Below are 21,953 nucleotides of genomic sequence, written 5' to 3' on the forward strand. Positions count from 1 at the left end.
AGTTGCCGCGCTGGGCAAGTCAAACTTAGAAGAGAACACAACCTATGCTTTTTTCCCGTAAGGCGGTTTCCAAGCGTCACCTGTTGCTGATTGCCGCTGGCTTCAGCACCGTGCTGACAGGCTGCGCCACATCGCCGGCCTCCAAGGTGGCGTCCAGCACCAAGGTCGAGTACTACCCCAACTGCTACGAGCCGGTGCAGCATTTGCGCGCCACCGACTCGAACATGACCAAGTCGGTTGTCACCGGCGCGGCCATCGGCGCGGCCGGCGGTGCACTGCTGGGCGCCCTGACCGGCGACTCCGAAAAGCGCGGCCGTAATGCTGCCATTGGCGCAGCGGGCGGCGCCCTCGCCGGCGGCGCGGCGGGTTACTACACCGAGCGTCAGAAGCAGATCGCCGACGACAACCAGCGCATTGCTTCGTATGCAGCTGACGTAAACAAAAGCGCCTCCGACATCGACCGCAGCACCGCGTATGCCAAAGCGTCGCAACAGTGCTATCAGAGCGCGTTCACCAAGCTGGTGGCTGACCGTAAGGCCAAGACCGTCAACGACACCGAAGGCCGCAAGCGCCTGGCGGAAATCGTCTCGGGCTTGAAGGAGTCCAATGACCTGATCGTTGCAGTCAACGGCAAGGCCAGCGAAGACCTGAACAACTACACCCAGGCTTACGAGAAAGACCTGCAGCAGGTTGGCGTACAGCGTGCCGACGTGGTCACCGTGGCCCAGGCCGATGTAAAACCCGTTGTGACGCCGGGCAAGAAGAAAGGTACAGGCACTAAACCGCCGAAGAAGCCGCCTCTTCCAACCGTCCCAACAGAAGCAGTGAGCACCGAAAAAACCTTCCAGACTGCCCAGACCAAGCAAGATGAGAGCAAGAAGGTCGCCAGCGCCGGTAAAGCGCAGATCGAAGGCACTTGCCGCGATCCAAACCTGGCCGACTGGGCGCCGGTGCCTTGCCCTAACGTTTAAGTCACAGCCTTAGGTTACGCTGAGCATTGAAAACGGCCGCCTCACTTAACAGTGGTGGCGGCCGGTATTCAGGCTGACTTATTGATGTTGAATTCTGTTTAAACGTCTAAGCCAGTGACTTTGAAAGCCTTACTGGAAAACGTTATCTTTGTTGGGATTGCGTTAGTTCCCGTGGCTTGGAAAATAATATCGCCGGTGAGCGTTTGGGTGTGCTCGTTGTAGTTGAATGTGATTTCACCTGACTCTGCATGATATACATCACCATAAAGTAAGGTTGATAGCGCGGATTTTCCACTTTCGTCCTTATTGATGGGTAGCGTTTGCGTGGTGCCGTCGCCAAGTTTTGCTTTAGGGATATGAACAAACAGACGCTGGTTACCCACCGCTGCATCAAGCGTAAGGAAGCCAGGGTGGTCGGGTGCCTCGACGAACTGCATTGAAAAAGTCTTTGGCGTAAAACTGGAGTTGCCAGGTTCAATAGTTCCCGTCAGCTCGCCGGTTGTTGTAACTTCAAGCGGCTGATGGAACGCTATTTTACCTAGACTTAGGTACGCTTCTTCCGTGATCAGGGGATTTACGTTTTTCGCCACACAGTTGAACGTAGCGTCAATGCGTTCAATAGTAGCAGTTGTGTTCAGATAAAATGAGCCGCTCTCTGAGTGGAACGAGTTCAATATGTTAGTCTTTGGTGCTATGTAAACTAGATCTACGAGATTGTTTGATCCATTATCCAAACTGTAGTTTCCTGGGCTCAAGCCATCGGTAATTCTTGCTTCAAAAGTATGCAGTCCACCTGCTGGGCCGCCACCCAATACCAATCTGGAGCCATTAATTAATAGTTTTCCATTTTTCAAGGTTATGCTTGGGGAAATGACAATTGTGTGATCTATTTCGCCGAGCTTTATATGAAATTCTATCTCTTTGACGCGTGCATTTTGTTCGGGCTTCATGGCGCGGGTCCTGTTTCAATATAGACAGATGTAGGGGTGATAATCTTGGCTTTCAGCAGGTCTTTTAAATACTGTTAGGATTCACAGTCTTTTATATTGATTTCGAATACTTATTATTCCGTTAGTGAGCACGTCAGGTGTGTAGCGTTTAAAGTGACTCATTAGTCAGCACTTAAGAGGCGTGTTGAGTTGTCCACTCTGCTATGACGAAGTGGCGTTCTCCCGGCGAATCGCTAAACTGCGCCAGTCCTTATTATTCCGAGGCTGTGCATTTATGAAATTTCGTCTTCTCCTCTGGGTGCTGGGCCTGATGATGGGCAAAGCCAGCCGGACCAATCCCGCCTTCCAGCAACAGTTGGGTGATAAAGACCTGGCGTTCCAGTTGCAGACCCTCGACGGCAAGGTTGCCCGTCACTTCATCGTCAAAGACCAACGTATTACCAGCCGCTCAGGTGTTCATCCTGCGCCGGCGTTCGCCATTGCGTTTAAAGATGCCGCGTACGGCTTCGCCACGATGCAGGCAAAGAACAAGCAACTGGCGTTCATGACGGGGATTCAGGACAAGTCGATCCAGATCAAGGGCAACCCGGCGCTGGTGATCTGGTTCCAGGGGTTGACCAAGTATTTGAAGCCGAAGAAAAAGAAGTAGGCGTTCAGGGAAACCAAGTTGGATTCATCGGGGGCAAGTCGCACCGCCCCCGATAGCTATCTGAGAGGCGACAGATTCAGTTTTGAGTGAACTGGGACGCCAACTCACGCAACAGCACTTCTGCATCCAGCACCTTGCTCACCACTTCTTCAGCCTTGTCACGGCTCAACCCCAGGCGCTCCAGCAACGCATCCGGGATCGCCTCATCCGGCCCAGAGCCAATCCCTCGGCTGCGCAACAGGCGCACAGCCAGGCATACCAGATTCGGGTATTCGGCATATTGGCCGTCGTAGGTTGGGTCGTGCTGAAAGCGCAGGGCGGTGGACAGTTCGTCCGGCATGTCCCAGTAGCGCATCAACCAGGCACCGATCTGCTCGCGACTGATGCCCAGCAAATGTTGCTCCACGTAGCTGTGGCACAGATGCGGGTTGACCTCCAGGTGGCGGCAGATCAGCGAGAAGTGCGGCGGGAACACGTGGGCCAACAGCAGGTAACCGAAGTTATGCAGCAGGCCGGCCAGGTAGGTCAGGCCTGCTTCCGGGCGCTGGGCGCGGGGCATGGCACGGGTCAGGCCTTCGATCACGGCGGCGGTGTAGATCGACTGGTGCCAGTACGGCGTGGCCTGGTGAGGGTGGTCTTTGGGCAGGCTCAAGGTCTTGCCGAGGGCCAAGCCCAGTGCCAGGTTGATCACCAGATCGAAACCCAGTACGCGCACGATGGCGTCTTCTACTGAACGGATCTTGCCGGGCGACGCGTAGTACGGTGACGCGGCCCAACTGACCACTTGTGCCGCCAAGGCCGGGTCGGTCTCGACCACGCCGGTGATGTCGTCGATGGTGGCGTTAGGGTCGACGCGCAGCTTGATGATCTTCTGCGCGGTGTCAGCCAGTGGTGGAATCTCGATGGTCGCTTCCAGGCGCTGCTGGATACGGCGAGCGGTGAACGCCTGCATCGCCTGGGTGATTTCCTCACGGTCATCATTGGGGCGGTCGAGGTTCGGTCGGATATTACTCAGCGGCTCGCCGAAGTTTGCGGCGCTGGCTTTGGTGAGCATGGTCTTGAACGCATCGCTGGCGATCTCCAGCAGCAGCCCTGGCTCGCCCGAATGCACCAGCAGGCTCGGCTCGTCGAGCAGGCTGCCTTCGTACAGGCACGGCGAGCTGGTGAGTGCCGGCAGGCCTGGCAGCAGGCTCAGCTCATGCTTGTCCAGCATACGCTTGACGCGATCCGGCGACACCGCGATGAGGCGGCGACCGGTGAGTTCGGCGAGGCGGTTGAGGTCGAGCAGCTGGTTTTGGGGGAACAGCACCATCAGTGCACCCACCGCATCTTCCAGCAGCACAGCCTGCACCTTTTGCGCAGGATTCAGGCCAGGGTGTTCAGCAACTTCCGTGTAGGGGATGGCGAGCTTTGCGAGCAGAGCCCGGATGACCGGTGGGGCGGTCAGCGGGGCTGTGGCGAGGGCAACTTCTGACATGGCCTGATCCAATTTCTTACAGTCATCGGAGTATAACCAGCTTGATACATTTGTAGGTCGCTTAAGTGAGTCAGGCGTCACACTTGGCCGTATTGCTGCCCATGGCGTAGCCAGCGATCCAACAGCGGGCTGACGTGATCCGGCCAGCGCTCCATCAGGGCCTGTGCCGCATCGCGCACGGCGGGCAGCAGGTCTGCGTCGCGCATGAGGTCGGCGACTTTGAATTGCAGCAGGCCGGTCTGGCGGGTGCCGAGCATTTCGCCGGGACCGCGCAGTTCGAGGTCTTTTTCGGCAATGACGAACCCGTCGTTGGTCTCGCGCATGATGCCCAGACGCTGGCGACCGATCTGCGACAGCGGCGGGTGATACAGCAGCACGCAGTGGCTGGCCGCGCTGCCCCGGCCGACGCGGCCGCGCAGTTGGTGCAGTTGCGCCAGGCCCAGGCGCTCGGGGTTTTCGATGATCATCAGGCTGGCGTTGGGCACGTCCACACCGACTTCGATCACCGTGGTGGCCACCAGCAGTTGCAGGTTGCCGGCCTTGAAGTCGGCCATCACGGCGGCTTTTTCGGCGGGCTTCATGCGCCCGTGGATCAGCCCGACCTTGAGTTCGCCGAGGGCGCTGGTGAGGTCTTCATAGGTGGTCTCGGCGGCCTGGCAGGTCAGTTCTTCAGACTCTTCGATCAGCGTGCACACCCAGTAAGCCTGGCGCCCTTCGGCACAGGCGCCGCGTACCCGTTCGATCACTTCGACACGCCGGGTATCGGTGACCAGTACGGTGTTGACCGGGGTGCGGCCGGGCGGCAGTTCGTCGAGGATCGAGGTGTCGAGGTCGGCGTAGGCACTCATGGCCAGCGTGCGCGGGATCGGCGTGGCGGTCATGATCAACTGGTGCGGGTTCATGCGACCGCCCACGCCTTTCTGGCGCAGGGCCAGGCGCTGCTGCACGCCGAAGCGGTGTTGTTCGTCGATGATCACCAGGGCCAGGTTCTTGAACTTCACCTCCTCCTGGAACAGCGCATGGGTGCCCACCACCATCGGGGCGCCGCCGGCGATCTGCTCCAGTGCCGCTGCGCGGTTCTTGCCCTTGAGCTTGCCCGCCAGCCACGCGACTTCCAGGCCCAAGGGTTCGAGCCAGCGCTTGAAGGTGATGAAGTGCTGCTCGGCGAGAATCTCGGTGGGTGCCATCAGCGCCACTTGGTAACCGGCTTCCAGCGCCTGCAAGGCGGCGAGGGCGGCGACCACTGTTTTGCCTGCACCCACGTCACCCTGAATCAACCGGAGCATGGGTTCTTTTTGGCTGAGGTCGTAGGCGATTTCATTACCTACACGTTGCTGGGCACCGGTCGGCGCGAAGCCAAGATTGGCCAGGTATTGCGCAGGCAGGCGCGTGGCCTTGGGCATCGCTGGGGCGCGCAGGGAACGCATGCTTTCGCGCAGGCGCTGCTGGGACAGTTGATGAGTGAGCAGTTCTTCGAAGGCCAGGCGGTGCTGGGCCCAGTGGTGACCCAGGGCCAACTCGTCGACGTCGGCGTCGGCTGGCGGGTGATGCAGGTAGCGAATTGCGTCGTCCAGCGGCGCCAGTTGGTAGTCGCGAGCCAGCTCCAGTGGGAGCCAGTCGGGCAGGCTTTTCGGGCCGAGCATGGTCAGGGTCTGCGTGCACAGTTGGCGCAGGCGTTGCTGGGTCAGGCCTTCGGTGAGCGGGTAGATCGGCGTGAGGGTGGTGTCCACCGGAGGCGGTTCGTCGCCGGTGATCGCGCGGTATTCTGGATGGTAAATCTCCAGGCCCGAGGCACCGGGTCGCGCCTCGCCATAGCAGCGCACGCGTGTGCCGCGTTTGAGGCCTTCCTTCTGCGCGTTGCTGAAATGGTAGAAGCGCAGGCTCAGACCGCCGGTGCCGTCCTGCAGGCGCACGACCAGGCTGCGGCGCTTGCCCATGACCACGTCGGCCCCGCTGACGGTGCCTTCCACGACGGCGTCTTGCCCTGGGCGCAACTGGCCGATGGGCACCACGCGGGTGCGGTCCTGATACCGCAAGGGCAGGTGGAACAATACGTCCTGGAGATTTTCCAGCCCGACCTTGGCCAGCTTCTCGGCCATGGCTTCACCGACACCCTTGAGTGCCGTCACCGACACCTGCGACAGCTCAGTCATACGGCTACTTAGCTCGCAGCAGGCGGCTTGGCCACCGAACAGAGGCGGATCGAGTCGGCGAGGATCTCAATGGCTTTAGGCCGTGGGAAGCTGGCACGCCAGGCGATTGCCACGGTGCGGAAGGGCACCGGAGGTGTGAGCGGGCGTACTGCAATCACGCCGGGGGCGTAGTGATGGCTATCCACCGCTGACAGCGGCAGGATCGAAATGCCCAGGCCGGAAGCGACCATATGGCGAATGGTTTCCAGGGAGCTGGATTCCACGGTGGTGTGCTTGGCGCCGTCGTTGCCTTTGGTCAGCGTCGGGCAGGCTTCCAGCACTTGGTCGCGGAAGCAGTGGCCCTCGCCAAGCAGCAGCAGGCTCTTGTCATTGAGCAGGCCGGCGTCGATGGTGTCTTTCTGCGTCCACGGGTGGGAGGCGGGCATCAGCACGTAGAACGGCTCGTCGTAGAGCGGCAGCGTGAGCACGTCGGCCTCGTTGAACGGCAGGGCGATGATGATCGCGTCCAGCTCGCCGTTGCGCAGTTTGTCGCGCAGCACGTGGGTGAAGTTTTCTTCGATATACAGCGGCATCTGCGGTGCGACGCGGTGCAGTTGCGGGATCAGGTGCGGGAACAGGTACGGGCCGACGGTGTAGATGGCGCCGACTTTCAGCGGAGCGGTCAGCTGGTTCTTACCGGCCTGGGCCAGCTCGCGAATGCTTTGCGCTTGTTCCAGGACTTTCTGGGCCTGGGCAACTATGCCCTCGCCCACCGGGGTAAGGCGCACGGCGCTTTTGCTGCGCTCGAAAATCAGCACACCGAGTTCGTCTTCAAGCTTTTTCACGCCCACCGACAACGTCGGCTGGCTGACGTGGCAACGCTCGGCCGCATGGCCGAAGTGCTGCTCTTGGGCGAGGGTAACGATGTAGCGTAATTCTGTAAGAGTCATAGCAGGCGTCCATGAAGTTGCGGGCCAAGCATACCGGCTGCAATCGATAGACGCACGTTATCAGAAGTTTGTTGGGGATTGAGCGGGGGATGCGGAGGATTTTGCTGTTTGCTGAGAATGGCAAGGGTTGCCCCTTGCCACAGTCATATCAGCGGCGACGCTTTTCGATGTTGTACACGAATGGTGCAACGATCTCGACACTGCCGCTTTTCACCATGTCGGCCGGTGGCTTGGGCAGCGGTTGGGCACGACGGATCATGTCCAGGGTTGCACGGTCCAGGTCAGCGTTGCCGGAACGGCCCACCAACTCGTAGGACAGCACGTTGCCTTCGGCATCGACCACGAAGCGCAAGCGGTTCAGGCCTTCCTTGCCACGGGCCTGGGCACCTGGCGGGTACTTTTTGTACTTCTGCAAATGCGCCAGCAGGGTGCCTTCCCAAGAGGCCTTGGCTGCAAGCTGCTGCGGCGACGGGCCTGGAGCCGGCTGCGCCGATTTTTCAGCCGGCGCTTTGGTCGGCGGAGCATCGCTCGGCGGATCCTCGGAAGGTTTCTCCTTGGGTGGCTCGATCTTTTTCTCTACCGGCTTGGGCGGCTGAGGTTTGGGCTTGGGCTTGACCGGCTTGGGCACCTGGATCGTCGGCTTGGGTGCCTCGGCCAGTTTCGGCAAAGGCAACTCTTCCACCGGTGCGGGCGGTTGCGGTGGCGTGACCACTTTCGGTGGAGCCGGTGGCGGCGGTGCTGGCATCGGCGCCAGGTCAATGACCATGGCGGCCGGCGGCAGCTGCACAGTGTGCGGCGCCGACCAATGGAGCGCGATAGCAATCGCGACGGCGTGCACGCCCAGCACGACGGCAAGGCTGGTGCCATAACGCGTCAGTTTGTGGCGCGTCGTGATCATTTCTTGGCTGCCGTCTCAAGTCCGACCAAGCCTACCTTGAGGTAGCCGGCTGCCCGCAGGGCATCCATCACGCTCATCAGGTCGCCGTAGTCCACGCCCTTGTCGGCCTGGAAGAAGATCGTCGTGTCTTTCTTGCCTTGGGTCTTGGCGTCGAGGACCTGGCCCAAGGTTTCAGCTTTGACTTCTTCTTCGCCCAGGAACAGGCGTTGGTCCGCCTTGACGCTGAGAAACACCGGTTTCTCGGGCCGCGGCGCAGGCTTGGCGCTGGACGCGGGCAGGTCGACCTTTATATCCACGGTTGCCAAGGGAGCGGCCACCATGAAGATGATCAGCAGTACCAGCATTACGTCGATAAACGGCGTGACGTTGATTTCGTGGTTCTCGACGAGTTCATCGTCGCCTTGATTCAAATGCAGGCCCATGGCCGATTACCCCACTTTCACCATGTGCGGTTGCGAGCTGCGCTCGGTAGGCAGGTGATCGAGGTCGCGGCTGACCAGCAGCAGGACTTCTGCCGACGCGTCGGATACCTGGGCTTTATAGCCGGCAATCGAACGGGCGAAGACGTTGTAGATCACCACCGCAGGAATTGCAGCAACCAGGCCCAGGGCGGTTGCCAGCAGCGCTTCGGCGATGCCGGGGGCAACGACGGCGAGGTTGGTGGTCTGGGTTTTAGCGATGCCGATAAAGCTGTTCATGATGCCCCACACGGTACCGAACAGACCGACGAACGGCGCGGTGGAACCGATGGTGGCGAGTACGCCGGTGCCGCTGCTCATATTACGGCCGCAGGCTGCTACCAGTCGCTCCAGGCGGAACGCCACGCGCTCCTTGATGCCTTCCTTTTCACGGGTGTTGGCCGACAGGCGCATTTCTTCCAGTGCGTCATGCACTAAGGTATTGGCCAGGGTGCCCTTTTTGGTCGCGCTCTCGCTGGCTTCCTTGAGGGTAGTGGCCTTTTTCAGGTGGACGATTTCAGTACGCAGACGGCGCTTGGCACCCAGCAACTCGAAGCCTTTGGCGATCCAGATGGTCCACGTGATGATCGAAGCGATGGCCAGGCCGATCATCACGGCCTTCACCACGACGTCTGCGTTCTGGTACATGCCCCACGGCGACAGGTCATGGGCCATGCCCAGGGTGTTGTCTTCTTCCAGCACGACGCCAGTTTCGTCAGTGGCGGCTGGGGCAGCAGCCTGGGCTGGATCGGTGGCGGCTGGAGCGGCCGGGGCAGCAGCGTTTTGCTCGACGGCCGCCGGCGTGGCTGGGGCGTTGGCATCAGCGAATGCGGCGGTCGGCGCCAGCAGCACGCTGAACAGCATCGCAGCAATCGCGCGCCAGGCGCGGGACGGGCTGTGAAGCTTGGTTGGCGAAGCGGGGGTGGTATTACGTGTCATGCTGGCCGGACCTGAGAAGAAAAAATGAGTGATCGTCCTACCAGACCCTAGGCGGCCGAGGACAAATGGGCGGTCATTATTGCAAGTAATTCTTGTTAACAAAAGTAATACAGTAACTTTATTTGTGCTTTTTCTGGCCGCTGGTCAGCCGAGAAGGCTAACCTAGACCTTTGAGAATGGAGTTTTGTGATGTCTGCACCTTCTGTTGTGATTGCCGGATGCGGCGATGTGGGTAGTCGCCTGGCTAGCCAATTGCTGGCCTCGGAATGGGAGGTTTATGGCCTGCGACGCGACATTTCGCGTTTGCCCAACGGCGTGATCGGCATTGCCGGCGACCTCTTCAACAAGGATTGCCCCGACACCTGGCCCATTGGCGGGGTGGATTACCTGGTGTATTGCGCTGCCGCGACGGATCACGATGAGGCCGGTTATCGCGCGGCCTACGTGCAAGGATTGCAGCATGTGTTGGAGTGGCTAAAAGATTACGGTCAGGAACCCAAGCATTTGTTGTTTGTATCCAGCAGTAGCGTATACGGGCAACTGAATGGCGAGTGGGTCGACGAAACCTCTGAAACCAAGGCGAAGGGCTATTCCGGGCAGGTCATGCTGGAGGCCGAACAGGTCGCACTCAATAGCGGCATTCCTGCGAGCATTGTGCGTCTGACCGGCATTTACGGTCCGGGCCGCGAGTGGCTTCTGACCCAGGTACGCCAGGGTTATCGCGTGGCGATCGATCCACCTTTATATGGCAACCGCATTCACGCGGACGACGCGGCGGGTTTGCTGGCCTTCTTGTTGCGCCATGTGGAGCAGGGCGGTTCTCTGGATAAAATCTATATCGGCGTCGACGATGCGCCGGCTCCCTTGGCCGAGGTGGTGGCCTGGTTGCGTGACTACCTGGGCGTAACGGAGTGGTCCGAGGACGCCAGCGTGCGGCGTGCTGGTAGCAAGCAATGCAGCAATGCTCGCATCAAAGCGCTGGGTTGGGTGCCGACGTATCCGAGCTATCGAGAAGGGTATGCGGCCATTCTAAAAGGCTGAAGCCCCTCCCCACCGTTGGATCTGTGTTATTGCTGTTCTAGCAGCCATTGGCGCGGGCCGGGCGTGAACGTGGGTATTTCGTCGTTTTGCGCGCCGTTGATTGCCTGGAGGATTTCCATCTGCTTTCCCTTGCGCACAAAGATCCAGGTGTTACCGACGTCTCCATTGGTCAGGAAAAGCGTGTTATTGCCTGCGCCTTGGGAGGCGCAGTCACCGTCCAGGCATAGTTCGTATCTATCCGTTTTTGCAAGCCCTGAGACCTGGCCATCCGCAGCGAACGTTACAGTTTCACCTGTTCCTGGCCCCTCGATGATGCGCCATTTTCCACCCACGTAAGCGGCGTTCAGGGCCCTCCTGAAAGCGCTGCCCCACCTTTCTTCGGTTTTAGCGGTGTCGATAGGGCGGCTGAACACCTGTTCCTTCATATGCTCTTTGCCCAGTTGGATGAGCTGTTTGCCGTCGAGGCGCAGTGCGTCACTGCTATAGCCGCCATAGTCGACGGTCCAGGCGTCAGGGGATGTTTGCAACAGGTTGCCTTCGGCCATTTCGAAGCCGCTGCTCACCTGCGCCTTGCCGGCGTGGATATCGATATTCCATTCCAGATTTGAGCCCTGAGTGTTCAGCGATTGGCTCAACGCAGCGGCATCAAGGATTGTCTGGTTGATCCAGATGCCGCTGATATCCGTTTTCGGCGACGTATGGGTGCATCCGCCAAGCAGTAGCAGGCCGAAGGTAAGCAATGCGCGCATGGAGCCATCTCTGAGGGTAAGAAACCGTGGCGCAGGCTAAAGAAAAAGGAGCCTTTGGGCTCCTTTGTTCTGTATCACTATTTTTCCAGTAACCACTGACGTGGCCCAGGCGTAAACGAAGGCACCTCATCGGTCTGTGCAGTGTTGATCGCCTGGAAAATTTCCAGCTGTTTGCCTTTGCGGGCAAAAATCCATGGGTTACCCACGCCGTTGAGTTGCAGCCACATGCTGTCGTAGCCGCCGCTCATGGATGCGCAATCACCTGCCAGGCACAGTGAGTACCGATCGACGCCCGGTAAGCCGGCGACTTTGCCGTCAGACTGGAATTGCACCGTGGCCCCGCTGCCGAAGCCGTCGGTGATCTTCCAGTCGCCGCCCATATAGGCCGCATACAGCGCGCGTTCGAAGTTCGCGCCCAGTGGCGCGCCTTCCGGGGCTGGATCTTTGGCGCGAGCAAACAGCTGTTCGGGCTCATTGTCGTTCGCCACTTGCAGCAGTTGTTTGCCTTTGCGCTTGAGCTCAGTGGCGGAGCTGCCGTAGAAATCCACGCTCCAGGCGCCGGATTGCTCGCCGAGCAGCTTGCCTTCGGCAACCTCAAAACCGTTGTAGTAGCGTGCCTGCGCCGCCTTGGAGTTGACCTCCCACTCGAGGTTCGGGCCAAAGCTCTGCAGTGCTTCGCGCAAAGGGCCGCCTTTGGCTGCCGCATCGATGGCGACCTGGTTGATCCAGGTGCCGCTCACATCCAGGTCGGCCGGGTTGCTGGCGCAGCCGCCGAGCATCAGGGCGAGCAACGAAGTGGCTACAAGCGCTTTGCGCATCATGAAATCCTTTTAAAACGAAGTCGGCGCGGCCTGTGAGGGCTGCGCCGGGTGTTTTACTCGATGACCAGAATCGCGTCCATCTCAACCTGCGCGCCCTTTGGCAGAGCAGCAACGCCGATGGCGGCGCGGGCTGGGTAAGGCTGTTCGAAGTACTTGCCCATGATCTCGTTGACCTTGGCGAAATGGCTCAGGTCGGTAAGAAAGATGTTCAGCTTGACGATGTCCTTGAACGAACCGCCGGCAGCTTCGGCGACGGACTTGAGGTTCTCGAAAACTTGCACGGTCTGTGCTTCGAAGCCTTCCACCAGTTCCATGGTCTTCGGGTCCAGAGGGATCTGGCCGGACATGTAGACAGTGTTGCCCGCCTTGATTGCCTGGGAGTAAGTACCGATGGCGGCCGGGGCCTTGTCGCTGGTGATAACAGTCTTGGTCATGAATGACTCCTTGTAATGGGGCGATGACTTATCTGAACAGCTATGCGCGCATGCGGGTGATGCGGATCACGCCGGTCAAGGCACGCAGCTTCTTGATCACACGGGCCAGGTGCACGCGGTCGTGCACGCTGACCACCAGTTGGACAACGCTGATGCGACCATCGCGTTCGTCCATGCTGATTTTCTCGATATTGCCGTCGGCCGCGTTGACGCTGCTGGCCAGCAAGGCGATCAGGCCGCGCTGGTGTTCCAGCTCCACCCGCAGCTCAACGTTGAATTCGCCGGTGACATCCTTGGCCCACGAGAGCTGGATGCATTTTTCCGGGTTGTGGCGGATTTCGGTGATGTTGCGGCAGTTGTCCAGGTGCACGACCATGCCTTTGCCTGCGGACAGGTGGCCGACAATAGGGTCGCCCGGGATCGGCGTGCAGCACTTGGCGTAGCTGAGTACCAGGCCCTCGGTGCCGCGAATTGCCAGTGGGCCTTCGGGGCTTGGCAATTGCTCGCCTTCGCCAAGCAGGCGGCGGGCGACCACATAAGCCATGCGGTTGCCCAGGCCGATATCTTCCAGTAAGTCTTCGACGGTTTCCTGGCGATACTCGTGGAGCATCGCTTGCACACGCTCCTGCGGGATCTTATCCAGAGCGCTGTCGAAACCGTTGAGCACCTTGTTCAGTAGGCGTTCGCCGAGGCTGATGGACTCGGAGCGGCGCTGCAGTTTGAGGGCGTGACGGATGTGCGTACGCGCCTTGCCGGTGACCACGAAGTTGAGCCACGCCGGGTTCGGGCGTGCGCCAGGCGCGCTGACAATCTCCACGGTTGAGCCGCTTTGCAGCGGCTCGGACAGTGGAGCCAGGCGACGGTTGATCCGGCAGGCGATGCAGCTGTTGCCCACGTCGGTATGCACCGCGTAAGCGAAGTCGACCGCCGTGGAGCCTTTGGGCAGCTCCATGATCCGGCCTTTGGGTGTGAACACGTAGACCTCGTCCGGGAACAGGTCAATCTTCACGCTTTCAATGAATTCCAGGGAGTTGCCAGCACGTTGCTGCATTTCCAGCACGCCTTTGACCCATTGGCGGGCGCGGGCATGGGTTCCTTTTGGCTGCTCGTCGCCACTGGACTTGTACAGCCAGTGGGCGGCGATGCCGTTGTTGGCCATCTCTTCCATTTCGCGGGTGCGGATCTGGATTTCTATCGGCACGCCATGCATACCGAACAGCGTGGTATGCAGTGACTGATAGCCGTTGGCCTTGGGAATCGCGATGTAGTCTTTGAAGCGGCCCGGCAGGGGTTTGTACAAATTATGTACAGCGCCCAGCACGCGGTAACAGGTATCAACCTTGTCGACGATGATCCGGAACGCGTACACGTCCATTATCTCGTTGAAGGCCCGACGCTTGCCGCGCATCTTCTTGTAGATGCCGTAGATGTGCTTCTGCCGCCCGCTGACTTCGCCCTCGATTTCGTCGATCGCCAGGCAATGGCTTAGCGACTCTTCGATCTTGTTGACGATTTCCTTGCGGTTGCCACGGGCACGCTTGACCGCTTGGTAGATGCGCGCCGAACGCATCGGGTGCATGGCCTTGAAGCCGAGGTCTTCGAACTCGATACGAATGGCGTGCATGCCCAGCCGGTTGGCGATGGGCGCATAGATTTCCAGGGTTTCCTTGGCGATGCGCCGACGTTTTTCGCCGGACAGCACTTCCAGCGTGCGCATGTTGTGCAGCCGGTCGGCCAGCTTGACCAAGATCACTCGGATGTCCCGGGCCATGGCCATGGCCATCTTCTGGAAGTTTTCCGCCTGGGCTTCAGCCTTGGTTTCGAAGTTCATCTGGGTCAGTTTGCTGACCCCGTCGACCAGTTCGGCCACGGTTTCGCCAAATTGCGCACTGAGCGCTTCCTTGGCAATACCGGTGTCTTCGATCACGTCATGCAGCATCGCGGCCATCAGGCTCTGATGGTCCATGTGCATGTCGGCCAGGATATTCGCCACCGCAAGAGGATGGGTTACGTACGCCTCACCGCTTCGGCGGCGTTGGCCGTCGTGGGCTTGTTCGGCGTAGAAATACGCTCGGCGGACCAGGTTAACCTGGTCGGGGCCGAGGTAGGTCGATAAGCGATCGGCGAGGGCGTCTATGCTCGGCAAAGTGTGAACTCCTGCCGAAGGCTGTGACTCCGCGCCGTGCTACGTCGACCAGGCATAGGCTTAGACGGCCTCGTTGGACTCGTCCTCGAACGCTGCAAACAGCGGTTCGTCTTCAACGATCTCAGCGTTGGCGATGAACTCGTAGCTCATCAGGCCTTCAGCGATTTCACGCAGGGCTACAACGGTAGGTTTGTCGTTTTCCCACTGGACCAGGGGCTCTTTGCCGCCAGTGGCCAGTTGACGGGCACGCTTGGTAGAGAGCATGACCAGCTCAAAGCGGTTTGCCACGTGGTCTAGGCAGTCTTCAACGGTTACGCGGGCCATGATATTCCTCGGAGCGAATGCAAGATGCGCGCTGCCCGGTTGGGCGAGCGGACTGAGCAGTTTAAAAAATCACCAGCGTTTAGGGAAGCGCTGATTTTTCGCAGGCCCTCGCAAAACCGCTACAAGGGCCAATGTAAAGCCCTTACAGCCGTTTTGGGAAGACCCAATCAGCCAAGCAGTTCGGCCAGTAATTTGCCGAAACGCTGCTGTTGACGCTTTTGCTGGAGCTGATTCGTGCGGAAAATCGCCTTCAGGTCGTCCAGTGCGTGGGAAAAATCGTCGTTAATGATCAGGTAGTCGTAGTCGACGTAGTGACTCATTTCACTGACGGCTTCACGCATGCGGCCTTCGATGATCTCGTCACTGTCCTGACCACGATTGGTCAGGCGCTGATGCAAGGCTTCGAGCGACGGCGGCAGGATGAAGATCGAGCGTGCCTTGGGCATCAGCTGGCGAACTTGCTCGGCGCCCTGCCAGTCGATTTCCAGGATCAGGTCGTGGCCTTCGTCCAAGGTCTGCTGCAGATGGCTCTGCGAAGTGCCATAGAGGTTGCCGAACACTTCGGCACGCTCCAGGAAGTCGCCGTGCTCAATCATTTTGACGAACTCGGTACGCTCGACGAAGTGGTAGTGCACGCCGTTCACCTCGCCCGGGCGCATGGCACGGGTGGTGTGGGAGACCGAGATGCGAATCTGCTCGTCAGCGTCGGTCAGGGCCTTGACCAGGCTGCTCTTGCCCGCGCCCGAAGGGGCGGAAATGATGTAAAGGGTGCCGGTGCTGTGGGTCATGTAGGTTGCCTTACTCAATATTCTGTACTTGTTCGCGCATTTGCTCGATCAACACTTTGAGGTTGACGGCAGCCGTGGTGCTGCGCGGGTCAAATGCCTTGGAGCCGAGTGTATTGGCTTCGCGGTTGAGTTCCTGCATCAGGAAGTCCAGGCGCCGACCGGCGGCGCCGCCGGATTTGAGCACGCGACGCACTTCGAGGATGTGGGTGCTCAAGCGGTCCAGCTCTTCGGCGACGTCGCTCTTTTGGGCCAGCAGGACCATTTCCTGCTCCAGGCGCGTCGGGTCGAGGTCGGCCTTCATGTCGGTGAAGCGGTCGAGAACCTTCTGACGTTGGGTGGCGAGCATCTGCGGCACCAGCTCGCGCAAGATGACCACGTCTGCTTCGATCGAAGTCAGGCGCTCGTTGATCAGGCGTGCCAGTTCGGCACCTTCGCGTTCGCGGCCGGCCTTGAGCTCCTTCAAGCCCTGATTAAACAGGGCGAGGGCTTCGGCATTGAGGGCTTGCGGATCGGAGGCGTCGGCCACCAGCACCCCGGGCCAAGCCAGCACTTCCAGAGGGTTCAGCGCTGCGGGCTGCTTGATCAGGCCGGCGATGGTTTCGGCGGCAGCGACCAGTTGCGCGGCGCGCTCGCGGTCTACCTGCAGCGGCTTGCCGGTGGTTTCTTCGGTAAAGCGCAGGGTGCATTCCAGCTTGCCGCGGGAGATGCCCTGGCGCAGTGCCTCACGCACGGCGCCTTCGAGGTCGCGGAAGGATTCCGGCAGGCGCAGGTGCGGCTCCAGGTAGCGGCTGTTGACCGAGCGCAGTTCCCAGCTCAGGGTGCCTTGGGCGCCTGCTTTTTCGACGCGGGCGAAGGCGGTCATGCTGTGCACCATGGAGGTACCTCGCGATGCAGTCCCGCAAACACGGGCTGATGGGTAAATTGAAGCCGACAGGCTGCGAAGGCGCAGGATTGTAGCGCAGTGGGGCGAGTGCGCCCAAACAATGGGCGATAGGCTGACCATTCGTAACCAGATTTTTAGAAGTGCCCCGAATCGGCTCGCGGCTCTATAATGCTCGGCAGTTTTTCGTCCTCAGTACAGGTATCCCCTATGAAACGTCCAAGTGGTCGCGTTGCCGATCAGCTCCGCTCGATCCGCATCACCCGCAACTACACCAAACACGCCGAGGGATCTGTACTGGTCGAGTTTGGCGATACCAAGGTTATCTGCACCGTCAGCGTTGAAAATGGCGTGCCGCGTTTCCTTAAAGGCCAGGGCCAGGGTTGGTTGACCGCCGAATACGGCATGCTGCCGCGCGCCACCGGTGAACGTAACCAGCGTGAAGCCAGCCGTGGCAAGCAAGGCGGCCGCACCCTGGAAATCCAGCGCCTGATCGGTCGCTCCCTGCGTGCAGCCCTGGACATGTCCAAGCTGGGCGACGTGACCCTTTACGTCGACTGCGACGTGATCCAGGCCGATGGCGGCACCCGCACTGCATCCATCACTGGCGCGATGGTGGCCTTGGTCGACGCACTGAAAGTGATCAAGAAACGTGGCGGCCTGAAAGGCGGCGACCCGCTCAAGCAAATGATTGCCGCTGTATCGGTGGGTATGTACCAGGGCGAGCCTGTGCTGGACCTGGACTATCTGGAAGATTCGGCTGCCGAGACTGACCTGAACGTCGTGATGACCAGCACCGGTGGTTTCATCGAAGTGCAGGGCACCGCTGAAGGCGCGCCATTCCAGCCGGCCGAGCTGAACGCCATGCTGGCCCTAGCCCAGAAAGGCATGACCGAGATCTTCGAACTGCAGAACGCCGCACTGGCTGACTAAGCTGACTTCAAGGAGAAGCGCCATGAGTGACAGTCAATTGCCGGTTCCGGCACCGACCAAGGAAGTTCGCCAATGGGCGATGTTGTGTCACTTCGCGGCGTTTCTGGGGTTGGTATTCCCCTTTGGCAGCCTGTTGGGGCCGTTGATCGTGTGGCAGATCAAGAAGGATATGGACCCGCTTATCGATGATCAGGGCAAGGAAGCCCTGAATTTCCAGATCACGGTGGCCATCGCCTGGCTGGTCTGCATGGTGCTGGGGTTTGTGGTGATCGGCTTTGTGTTGATGTTGGTGCTCGTGGTTGCGGCGCTGGTGCTGACGATCATTGGCGGCGTTAAAGCCAACAACGGCACAGCCTACCGATACCCATGGACCTGGCGTTTGGTCAAATAGTGATCGCCCACAAAAAAACCGACAGCGATGTCGGTTTTTTTGTGTCTGGAGAAAGACCTTAGATGGTCAGTGTCCAGTCGTAGTCCACGATCAGCGGCGCGTGCTGCGAGAAACGCGGCTGGCGCGGCAAACGTGCACTGCGTACGAACCGGCGCAGACCTGGGGTCAGCAACTGGTAGTCGAAGCGCCAGCCCAGGTTGAGCATTTCAGCCTGTTCATTGTCTGGCCACCAGCTGTACTGGTCGCCTTCGCGGCTGACTTCACGAAGGGCATCCACATAGCCCATGTTGCCGACAATCTCGTCCATCCAGGCCCGTTCCGGCGCCAGGAAACCTGGGGATTGCTGGCTGTCGCGCCAGTTCTTGATATCCAGCTTTTGTTGCGCCACGTACAGCGAGCCACAGTAAATGTACTCGCGACGTTTACGCCGCTGTTTATCCAGATAACGGGCGAAATCGTCCATTAGCTTGAACTTCTGGTTCAAGTCTTCATCGCCGTTCTGCCCCGAAGGAAGCAGCAAGGTCGCGATGCTGACCTTGTCGAAATCGGCTTGCAGGTAGCGCCCGTAGCGGTCGGCTGTCTCGAAGCCGAGGCCGCTGATGACCGCCTTGGGTTGCAACCGCGAGTACAAAGCCACGCCACCTTGGGTGGGCACTTCGGCATCGCAGGCATAAAGGAAGTAGCCATCCAGTTGGAAGGCTGGGTCGTCCAGTTCAAAGGCGGAGGCGCGGGTGTCCTGCAGGCAGATGACGTCGGCATTCTGAGCTTGCAGCCAACTGAGCAAACCACGCTCGACTGCAGCCTGAATACCATTAACGTTCACACTGATGATCCGCATAAATGGCCCCAAAAATCGCGTGCGTGTATGATACACGCCGTCTACCTAATTAGCTAAATCCGTGGTATCTGAGGCTTTTTTCATGCAGGCGTATCAACGCGATTTCATTCGTTTTGCCATCGATCGCGGGGTTTTGCGCTTCGGTGAGTTCACCCTCAAGTCCGGGCGCACCAGTCCGTACTTCTTCAATGCGGGCTTGTTCAACTCGGGTTCGGCCCTGGCTCAGTTGGGGCGTTTCTACGCGGCAGCCATCGTTGAAAGCGGTATTTCCTTCGACGTGCTGTTTGGCCCGGCCTACAAGGGTATCCCCCTGGCAGCTGCAACAGCCGTGGCCCTGGCGGAACACCATGGGCGCGATCTGCCATGGTGCTTCAACCGCAAGGAAGCCAAGGCTCATGGCGAAGGCGGCAGCCTGGTGGGCGCGCCGCTGACCGGCGACGTGCTGATCATTGACGACGTAATCACCGCCGGCACCGCCATCCGTGAAGTGATGCAGATTATCGCTTCCCAAGACGGCGCCAAGGCTGCTGGCGTGCTGATCGCGCTGAACCGCCAGGAGCGCGGCAACGGTGAGTTGTCGGCGATCCAGGAAGTGGAGCGTGATTTCGGTATTCCGGTGGTAAGCATCGTTTCGTTGAACCAGGTGTTGCAGTTCCTGGAAGATGATCCGCAGCTCAAGCAGCACTTGCCGGCAGTTAAGGCGTATCGCGAGCAGTTCGGCGTTCAGTAATCGCCGAACCATAAAAAAGCCCCGCTCAACCAAGTTGAGCGGGGCTTTTTGTTTTCAGCGTTTTAAGGGCGCTTGCGGTTGCTGATCAGCGTACCCACACCTGTATCGGTAAAGATTTCCAGCAGGATTGCATTCGGTACACGGCCATCCAGAATCAGCGAGCTGCCAACGCCGCCTTGTACTGCTTCCAGCGCGCAACGGATCTTCGGCAGCATGCCGCCGTAGATGGTGCCGTCGGCGATCAGTTCGTCCACCTGTTGAGTGGTCAAGCCGGTCAGCACCTTGCCTTCCTTGTCCATCAGGCCGGCGATGTTAGTCAGCAGCATCAGCTTTTCAGCCTTCAGCGCCTCGGCGACCTTGCCGGCGACGAGGTCGGCGTTGATGTTGTAGGACTCACCGTTCGCACCCACGCCGATCGGCGCGATCACCGGGATGAAGTCACCCTTGACCAGCAGGTTCAGCAGGTCGGTGTTGATGCCGATCACTTCGCCTACCTGGCCGATATCGATGATTTCCGGCTGGGTCATTTCCGGCGTTTGACGGGTAACGGTCAGTTTTTTCGCGCGGATCAGCTCGGCGTCCTTGCCGGTCAGGCCGATGGCGCTGCCGCCGTGGCGGTTGATCAGGTTGACGATGTCTTTGTTCACCTGGCCGCCGAGGACCATCTCCACCACGTCCATGGTCTGCGCGTCAGTGACACGCATGCCATCGATGAAGTGACTCTCGATCGACAAGCGCTTGAGCAGGTCGCCGATTTGCGGGCCGCCACCGTGCACCACCACAGGGTTGATCCCCACGGCTTTCATCAACACGATGTCGCGGGCAAAGCCGGTTTTCAGCTCTTCGCTTTCCATGGCATTGCCGCCGTACTTGATCACCAGCGTCTTGCCGACGTAGCGTCGAATGTAAGGCAACGCTTCGGACAGGACCTTGGCGGTGTTGGCAGCGGCTTCGCGTTCGAGGGTCATTCAGGGCTCCGGTAAAAAATCAGAACGGTAATTGGAGATCAGGGGCAACACGTTTCAACTGGGCGTGGAACACGTCCTTGATGCGCTGCAACTCAGCCTCGGTATCCGCCTCGAAACGCAGCACCAGCACCGGTGTGGTGTTGGACGCGCGAACCAGGCCCCAGCCTTTGGCGTAATCGACTCGCACACCATCAATGGTGGTCAGGTTGGCGCCTTCGCCCCATTGCGCGTCGTGCAGTGCGTCAATGATGCTGAATTTGCTCTCCTCGGTCACATGGATATTGATCTCTGGCGTAGAAATATCATTCGGGAAGGTCTGAAACAGCTCTTCGGCAGTGGATTTTTCCTTGCTGAGGATCTCCAGCAGACGAGCGGCGCTGTAGATACCGTCGTCAAAACCGAACCAGCGCTCTTTGAAGAACACGTGACCGCTCATTTCACCGGCCAACAGCGCGCCGGTTTCCTTCATTTTCTTTTTGATCAACGAGTGACCGGTCTTCCACATTAGCGGGCGGCCGCCGTATTCCTTGATCAGCGGCGTGAGGCGGCGGGTGCACTTCACGTCGAAGATGATTTCTGCGTTGGGATTGCGCGCCACTACGTCACGTGCGAACAGCATCAGCAGGCGGTCGGGGAATACGATCTCGCCGGTCTCGGTCACCACACCTACGCGGTCGCCGTCACCATCGAAGGCCAGGCCGACATCGGCGCCGGTTTCCTTGACCTTGGCGATCAGGTCCACCAGATTTTCTGGCTTGCCTGGATCCGGGTGGTGGTTGGGGAAGTTGCCGTCAACCTCGCAGAACAACGGGATTACTTCGCAGTTCAAGGCTTCGAGCAGTTGCGGCGCGATCACACCGGCCGCGCCGTTGCCGCAGTCCACTACCACTTTGAGGCGGCGGGCGAGCTTGACGTCGCGGGTGATTTCGTCGGAGTAGCGCTGCAGGATGTCGACTTTGGTGATGCTGCCTTTGCCGCTGGTCAGGTCGTTGGTTTTCAGGCGGGTATGCAAGGCCTGGATCTGTTCGTTAGCCAGGGTGTCGCCAGCGATGACGATCTTGAAACCGTTGTAATCCGATGGGTTATGGCTGCCAGTGAGCATCACCCCGGACTTGCCGGCCAGGACGTTGGCGGCGTAGTACAGAGCTGGCGTTGGTACCAGGCCGACGTCGCTGACATGGCAGCCGGCGTCGGCCAGGCCTTGGATCAGTTGCTCCACCAGCTCCGGGCCGGACAAACGACCGTCACGGCCTACCGATACGTTGGGCTCATCCTGAGCCAGGCTCTGGGCGCCGATGGCGCGGCCGATCCAGTAGGCCGTTTCGGCAGTCAGGGTCTTGGGCACCACGCCACGGATGTCATAGGCGCGAAAGATGCTGTCGGGGAATGTCGGGGCTACTCGGGCTGCGGTACTCATCGCGGGGGGAAACTCCATCTGAAGGGGGCAAGGCTGGCCTTAAAGTGGCTGACCGGCAGGCTCAAACTG

General features: G+C 59.6%; 22 protein-coding genes and 1 pseudogene. 6 read left to right on the top strand and 17 right to left on the bottom strand.

What is annotated here, in order from left to right; translation table 11 throughout:
• Window positions 1-44 precede the first annotated feature (44 nt).
• Complete coding sequence (tagQ, locus tag AB4N82_RS10495; protein WP_122681911.1) at window positions 45-971, top strand: type VI secretion system-associated lipoprotein TagQ; 927 nt, start codon at window positions 45-47, stop codon at window positions 969-971.
• A gap of 98 nt (window positions 972-1,069) precedes the next feature.
• On the opposite strand, the gene AB4N82_RS10500 is transcribed toward tagQ, so the two are convergent.
• Window positions 1,070-1,921 carry a hypothetical protein gene (locus tag AB4N82_RS10500; protein WP_122763974.1) on the bottom strand — a complete coding sequence of 284 codons (852 nt, stop codon included), beginning with the start codon at window positions 1,919-1,921 and terminating at the stop codon, window positions 1,070-1,072.
• Between the two features lie 274 nt (window positions 1,922-2,195).
• On the opposite strand from AB4N82_RS10500, the gene AB4N82_RS10505 reads away from it, so the two are divergent.
• Complete coding sequence (locus AB4N82_RS10505) at window positions 2,196-2,570, top strand: hypothetical protein (RefSeq protein WP_003195530.1); 375 nt, start codon at window positions 2,196-2,198, stop codon at window positions 2,568-2,570.
• Window positions 2,571-2,646: 76 nt separating this feature from the next.
• Here AB4N82_RS10505 and AB4N82_RS10510 read toward each other — a convergent pair whose 3' ends face one another.
• The 6 genes from AB4N82_RS10510 to exbB all read right to left on the bottom strand — a co-directional run bounded on the left by AB4N82_RS10510 (window position 2,647) and on the right by exbB (window position 9,424).
• Window positions 2,647-4,047, bottom strand: coding sequence for an aminoacyl-tRNA deacylase and HDOD domain-containing protein (locus AB4N82_RS10510; RefSeq protein WP_032884419.1), 1,401 nt, complete (start codon window positions 4,045-4,047; stop codon window positions 2,647-2,649).
• Window positions 4,048-4,124: 77 nt separating this feature from the next.
• Window positions 4,125-6,200: an ATP-dependent DNA helicase RecG gene (recG, locus tag AB4N82_RS10515; protein WP_032884418.1), complete on the bottom strand. Its 2,076-nt coding sequence runs from the start codon at window positions 6,198-6,200 to the stop codon at window positions 4,125-4,127.
• An 8-nt stretch (window positions 6,201-6,208) separates the two neighbouring features.
• Window positions 6,209-7,129, bottom strand: coding sequence for a hydrogen peroxide-inducible genes activator (locus AB4N82_RS10520; RefSeq protein ID WP_003213305.1), 921 nt, complete (start codon window positions 7,127-7,129; stop codon window positions 6,209-6,211).
• A 148-nt stretch (window positions 7,130-7,277) separates the two neighbouring features.
• Window positions 7,278-8,027 carry a TonB family protein gene (locus AB4N82_RS10525; RefSeq protein ID WP_122763972.1) on the bottom strand — a complete coding sequence of 250 codons (750 nt, stop codon included), beginning with the start codon at window positions 8,025-8,027 and terminating at the stop codon, window positions 7,278-7,280.
• Window positions 8,024-8,449, bottom strand: coding sequence for a TonB system transport protein ExbD (gene exbD / locus AB4N82_RS10530; protein ID WP_032884416.1), 426 nt, complete (start codon window positions 8,447-8,449; stop codon window positions 8,024-8,026). The genes AB4N82_RS10525 and exbD overlap by 4 nt, the downstream gene beginning before the upstream one ends.
• 6 nt (window positions 8,450-8,455) lie before the next feature.
• Window positions 8,456-9,424, bottom strand: coding sequence for a tonB-system energizer ExbB (gene exbB / locus AB4N82_RS10535; RefSeq protein ID WP_032884415.1), 969 nt, complete (start codon window positions 9,422-9,424; stop codon window positions 8,456-8,458).
• A gap of 189 nt (window positions 9,425-9,613) precedes the next feature.
• On the opposite strand from exbB, the gene AB4N82_RS10540 reads away from it, so the two are divergent.
• The gene (locus AB4N82_RS10540) at window positions 9,614-10,465 is read left to right on the top strand and encodes an SDR family oxidoreductase (RefSeq protein ID WP_122756229.1); all 852 of its coding nucleotides are present in this window, start codon (window positions 9,614-9,616) and stop codon (window positions 10,463-10,465) included.
• A gap of 26 nt (window positions 10,466-10,491) precedes the next feature.
• On the opposite strand, the gene AB4N82_RS10545 is transcribed toward AB4N82_RS10540, so the two are convergent.
• The 7 genes from AB4N82_RS10545 to AB4N82_RS10575 form a co-directional block, all read right to left on the bottom strand.
• A complete protein-coding gene (locus tag AB4N82_RS10545) occupies window positions 10,492-11,214 on the bottom strand; it encodes a hypothetical protein (RefSeq protein ID WP_460104889.1) in 723 nt (240 codons plus the stop codon).
• A gap of 77 nt (window positions 11,215-11,291) precedes the next feature.
• Window positions 11,292-12,032, bottom strand: a complete 741-nt coding sequence (locus tag AB4N82_RS10550) for a hypothetical protein (RefSeq protein ID WP_099601755.1) — start codon at window positions 12,030-12,032, stop codon at window positions 11,292-11,294.
• Between the two features lie 56 nt (window positions 12,033-12,088).
• A complete protein-coding gene (locus AB4N82_RS10555; RefSeq protein ID WP_003176922.1) occupies window positions 12,089-12,469 on the bottom strand; it encodes a RidA family protein in 381 nt (126 codons plus the stop codon).
• Window positions 12,470-12,509: 40 nt separating this feature from the next.
• A complete protein-coding gene (gene spoT / locus AB4N82_RS10560; RefSeq protein WP_032884411.1) occupies window positions 12,510-14,615 on the bottom strand; it encodes a bifunctional GTP diphosphokinase/guanosine-3',5'-bis pyrophosphate 3'-pyrophosphohydrolase in 2,106 nt (701 codons plus the stop codon).
• Window positions 14,616-14,675: 60 nt separating this feature from the next.
• A complete protein-coding gene (gene rpoZ / locus AB4N82_RS10565) occupies window positions 14,676-14,939 on the bottom strand; it encodes a DNA-directed RNA polymerase subunit omega (RefSeq protein WP_017735757.1) in 264 nt (87 codons plus the stop codon).
• 167 nt (window positions 14,940-15,106) lie between these two features.
• Window positions 15,107-15,727: a guanylate kinase gene (gene gmk / locus AB4N82_RS10570; protein ID WP_032884410.1), complete on the bottom strand. Its 621-nt coding sequence runs from the start codon at window positions 15,725-15,727 to the stop codon at window positions 15,107-15,109.
• A gap of 10 nt (window positions 15,728-15,737) precedes the next feature.
• Entirely contained in the window at window positions 15,738-16,601 is an 864-nt protein-coding gene (locus AB4N82_RS10575) for a YicC/YloC family endoribonuclease (RefSeq protein WP_095185208.1), read from the bottom strand.
• 216 nt (window positions 16,602-16,817) lie between these two features.
• Here AB4N82_RS10575 and rph point away from each other — a divergent pair, with 216 nt between their 5' ends.
• Both rph and AB4N82_RS10585 read left to right on the top strand, forming a co-directional pair.
• Complete coding sequence (gene rph, locus AB4N82_RS10580) at window positions 16,818-17,540, top strand: ribonuclease PH (RefSeq protein ID WP_017735760.1); 723 nt, start codon at window positions 16,818-16,820, stop codon at window positions 17,538-17,540.
• 22 nt (window positions 17,541-17,562) lie between these two features.
• On the top strand, window positions 17,563-17,931 hold the full coding sequence (locus AB4N82_RS10585) for a DUF4870 domain-containing protein (protein WP_032884406.1): 369 nt from the start codon (window positions 17,563-17,565) through the stop codon (window positions 17,929-17,931).
• Window positions 17,932-17,989: 58 nt separating this feature from the next.
• Here AB4N82_RS10585 and AB4N82_RS10590 read toward each other — a convergent pair whose 3' ends face one another.
• Window positions 17,990-18,769: an exodeoxyribonuclease III gene (locus AB4N82_RS10590; RefSeq protein ID WP_003195493.1), complete on the bottom strand. Its 780-nt coding sequence runs from the start codon at window positions 18,767-18,769 to the stop codon at window positions 17,990-17,992.
• 82 nt (window positions 18,770-18,851) lie between these two features.
• Here AB4N82_RS10590 and pyrE point away from each other — a divergent pair, with 82 nt between their 5' ends.
• Window positions 18,852-19,499, top strand: coding sequence for an orotate phosphoribosyltransferase (gene pyrE / locus AB4N82_RS10595; protein ID WP_027608288.1), 648 nt, complete (start codon window positions 18,852-18,854; stop codon window positions 19,497-19,499).
• Window positions 19,500-19,561: 62 nt separating this feature from the next.
• Here pyrE and argB read toward each other — a convergent pair whose 3' ends face one another.
• Together argB and AB4N82_RS10605 are read right to left on the bottom strand one after the other, a co-directional pair.
• Window positions 19,562-20,467 carry an acetylglutamate kinase gene (gene argB, locus AB4N82_RS10600; RefSeq protein ID WP_017735763.1) on the bottom strand — a complete coding sequence of 302 codons (906 nt, stop codon included), beginning with the start codon at window positions 20,465-20,467 and terminating at the stop codon, window positions 19,562-19,564.
• A gap of 19 nt (window positions 20,468-20,486) precedes the next feature.
• Window positions 20,487-21,908 (bottom strand): annotated as a pseudogene (locus AB4N82_RS10605) (phosphomannomutase/phosphoglucomutase); the annotation flags it as partial.
• Window positions 21,909-21,953 lie beyond the last annotated feature (45 nt).

It is taken from the genome of Pseudomonas sp. H1_D04, assembly GCF_054683855.1.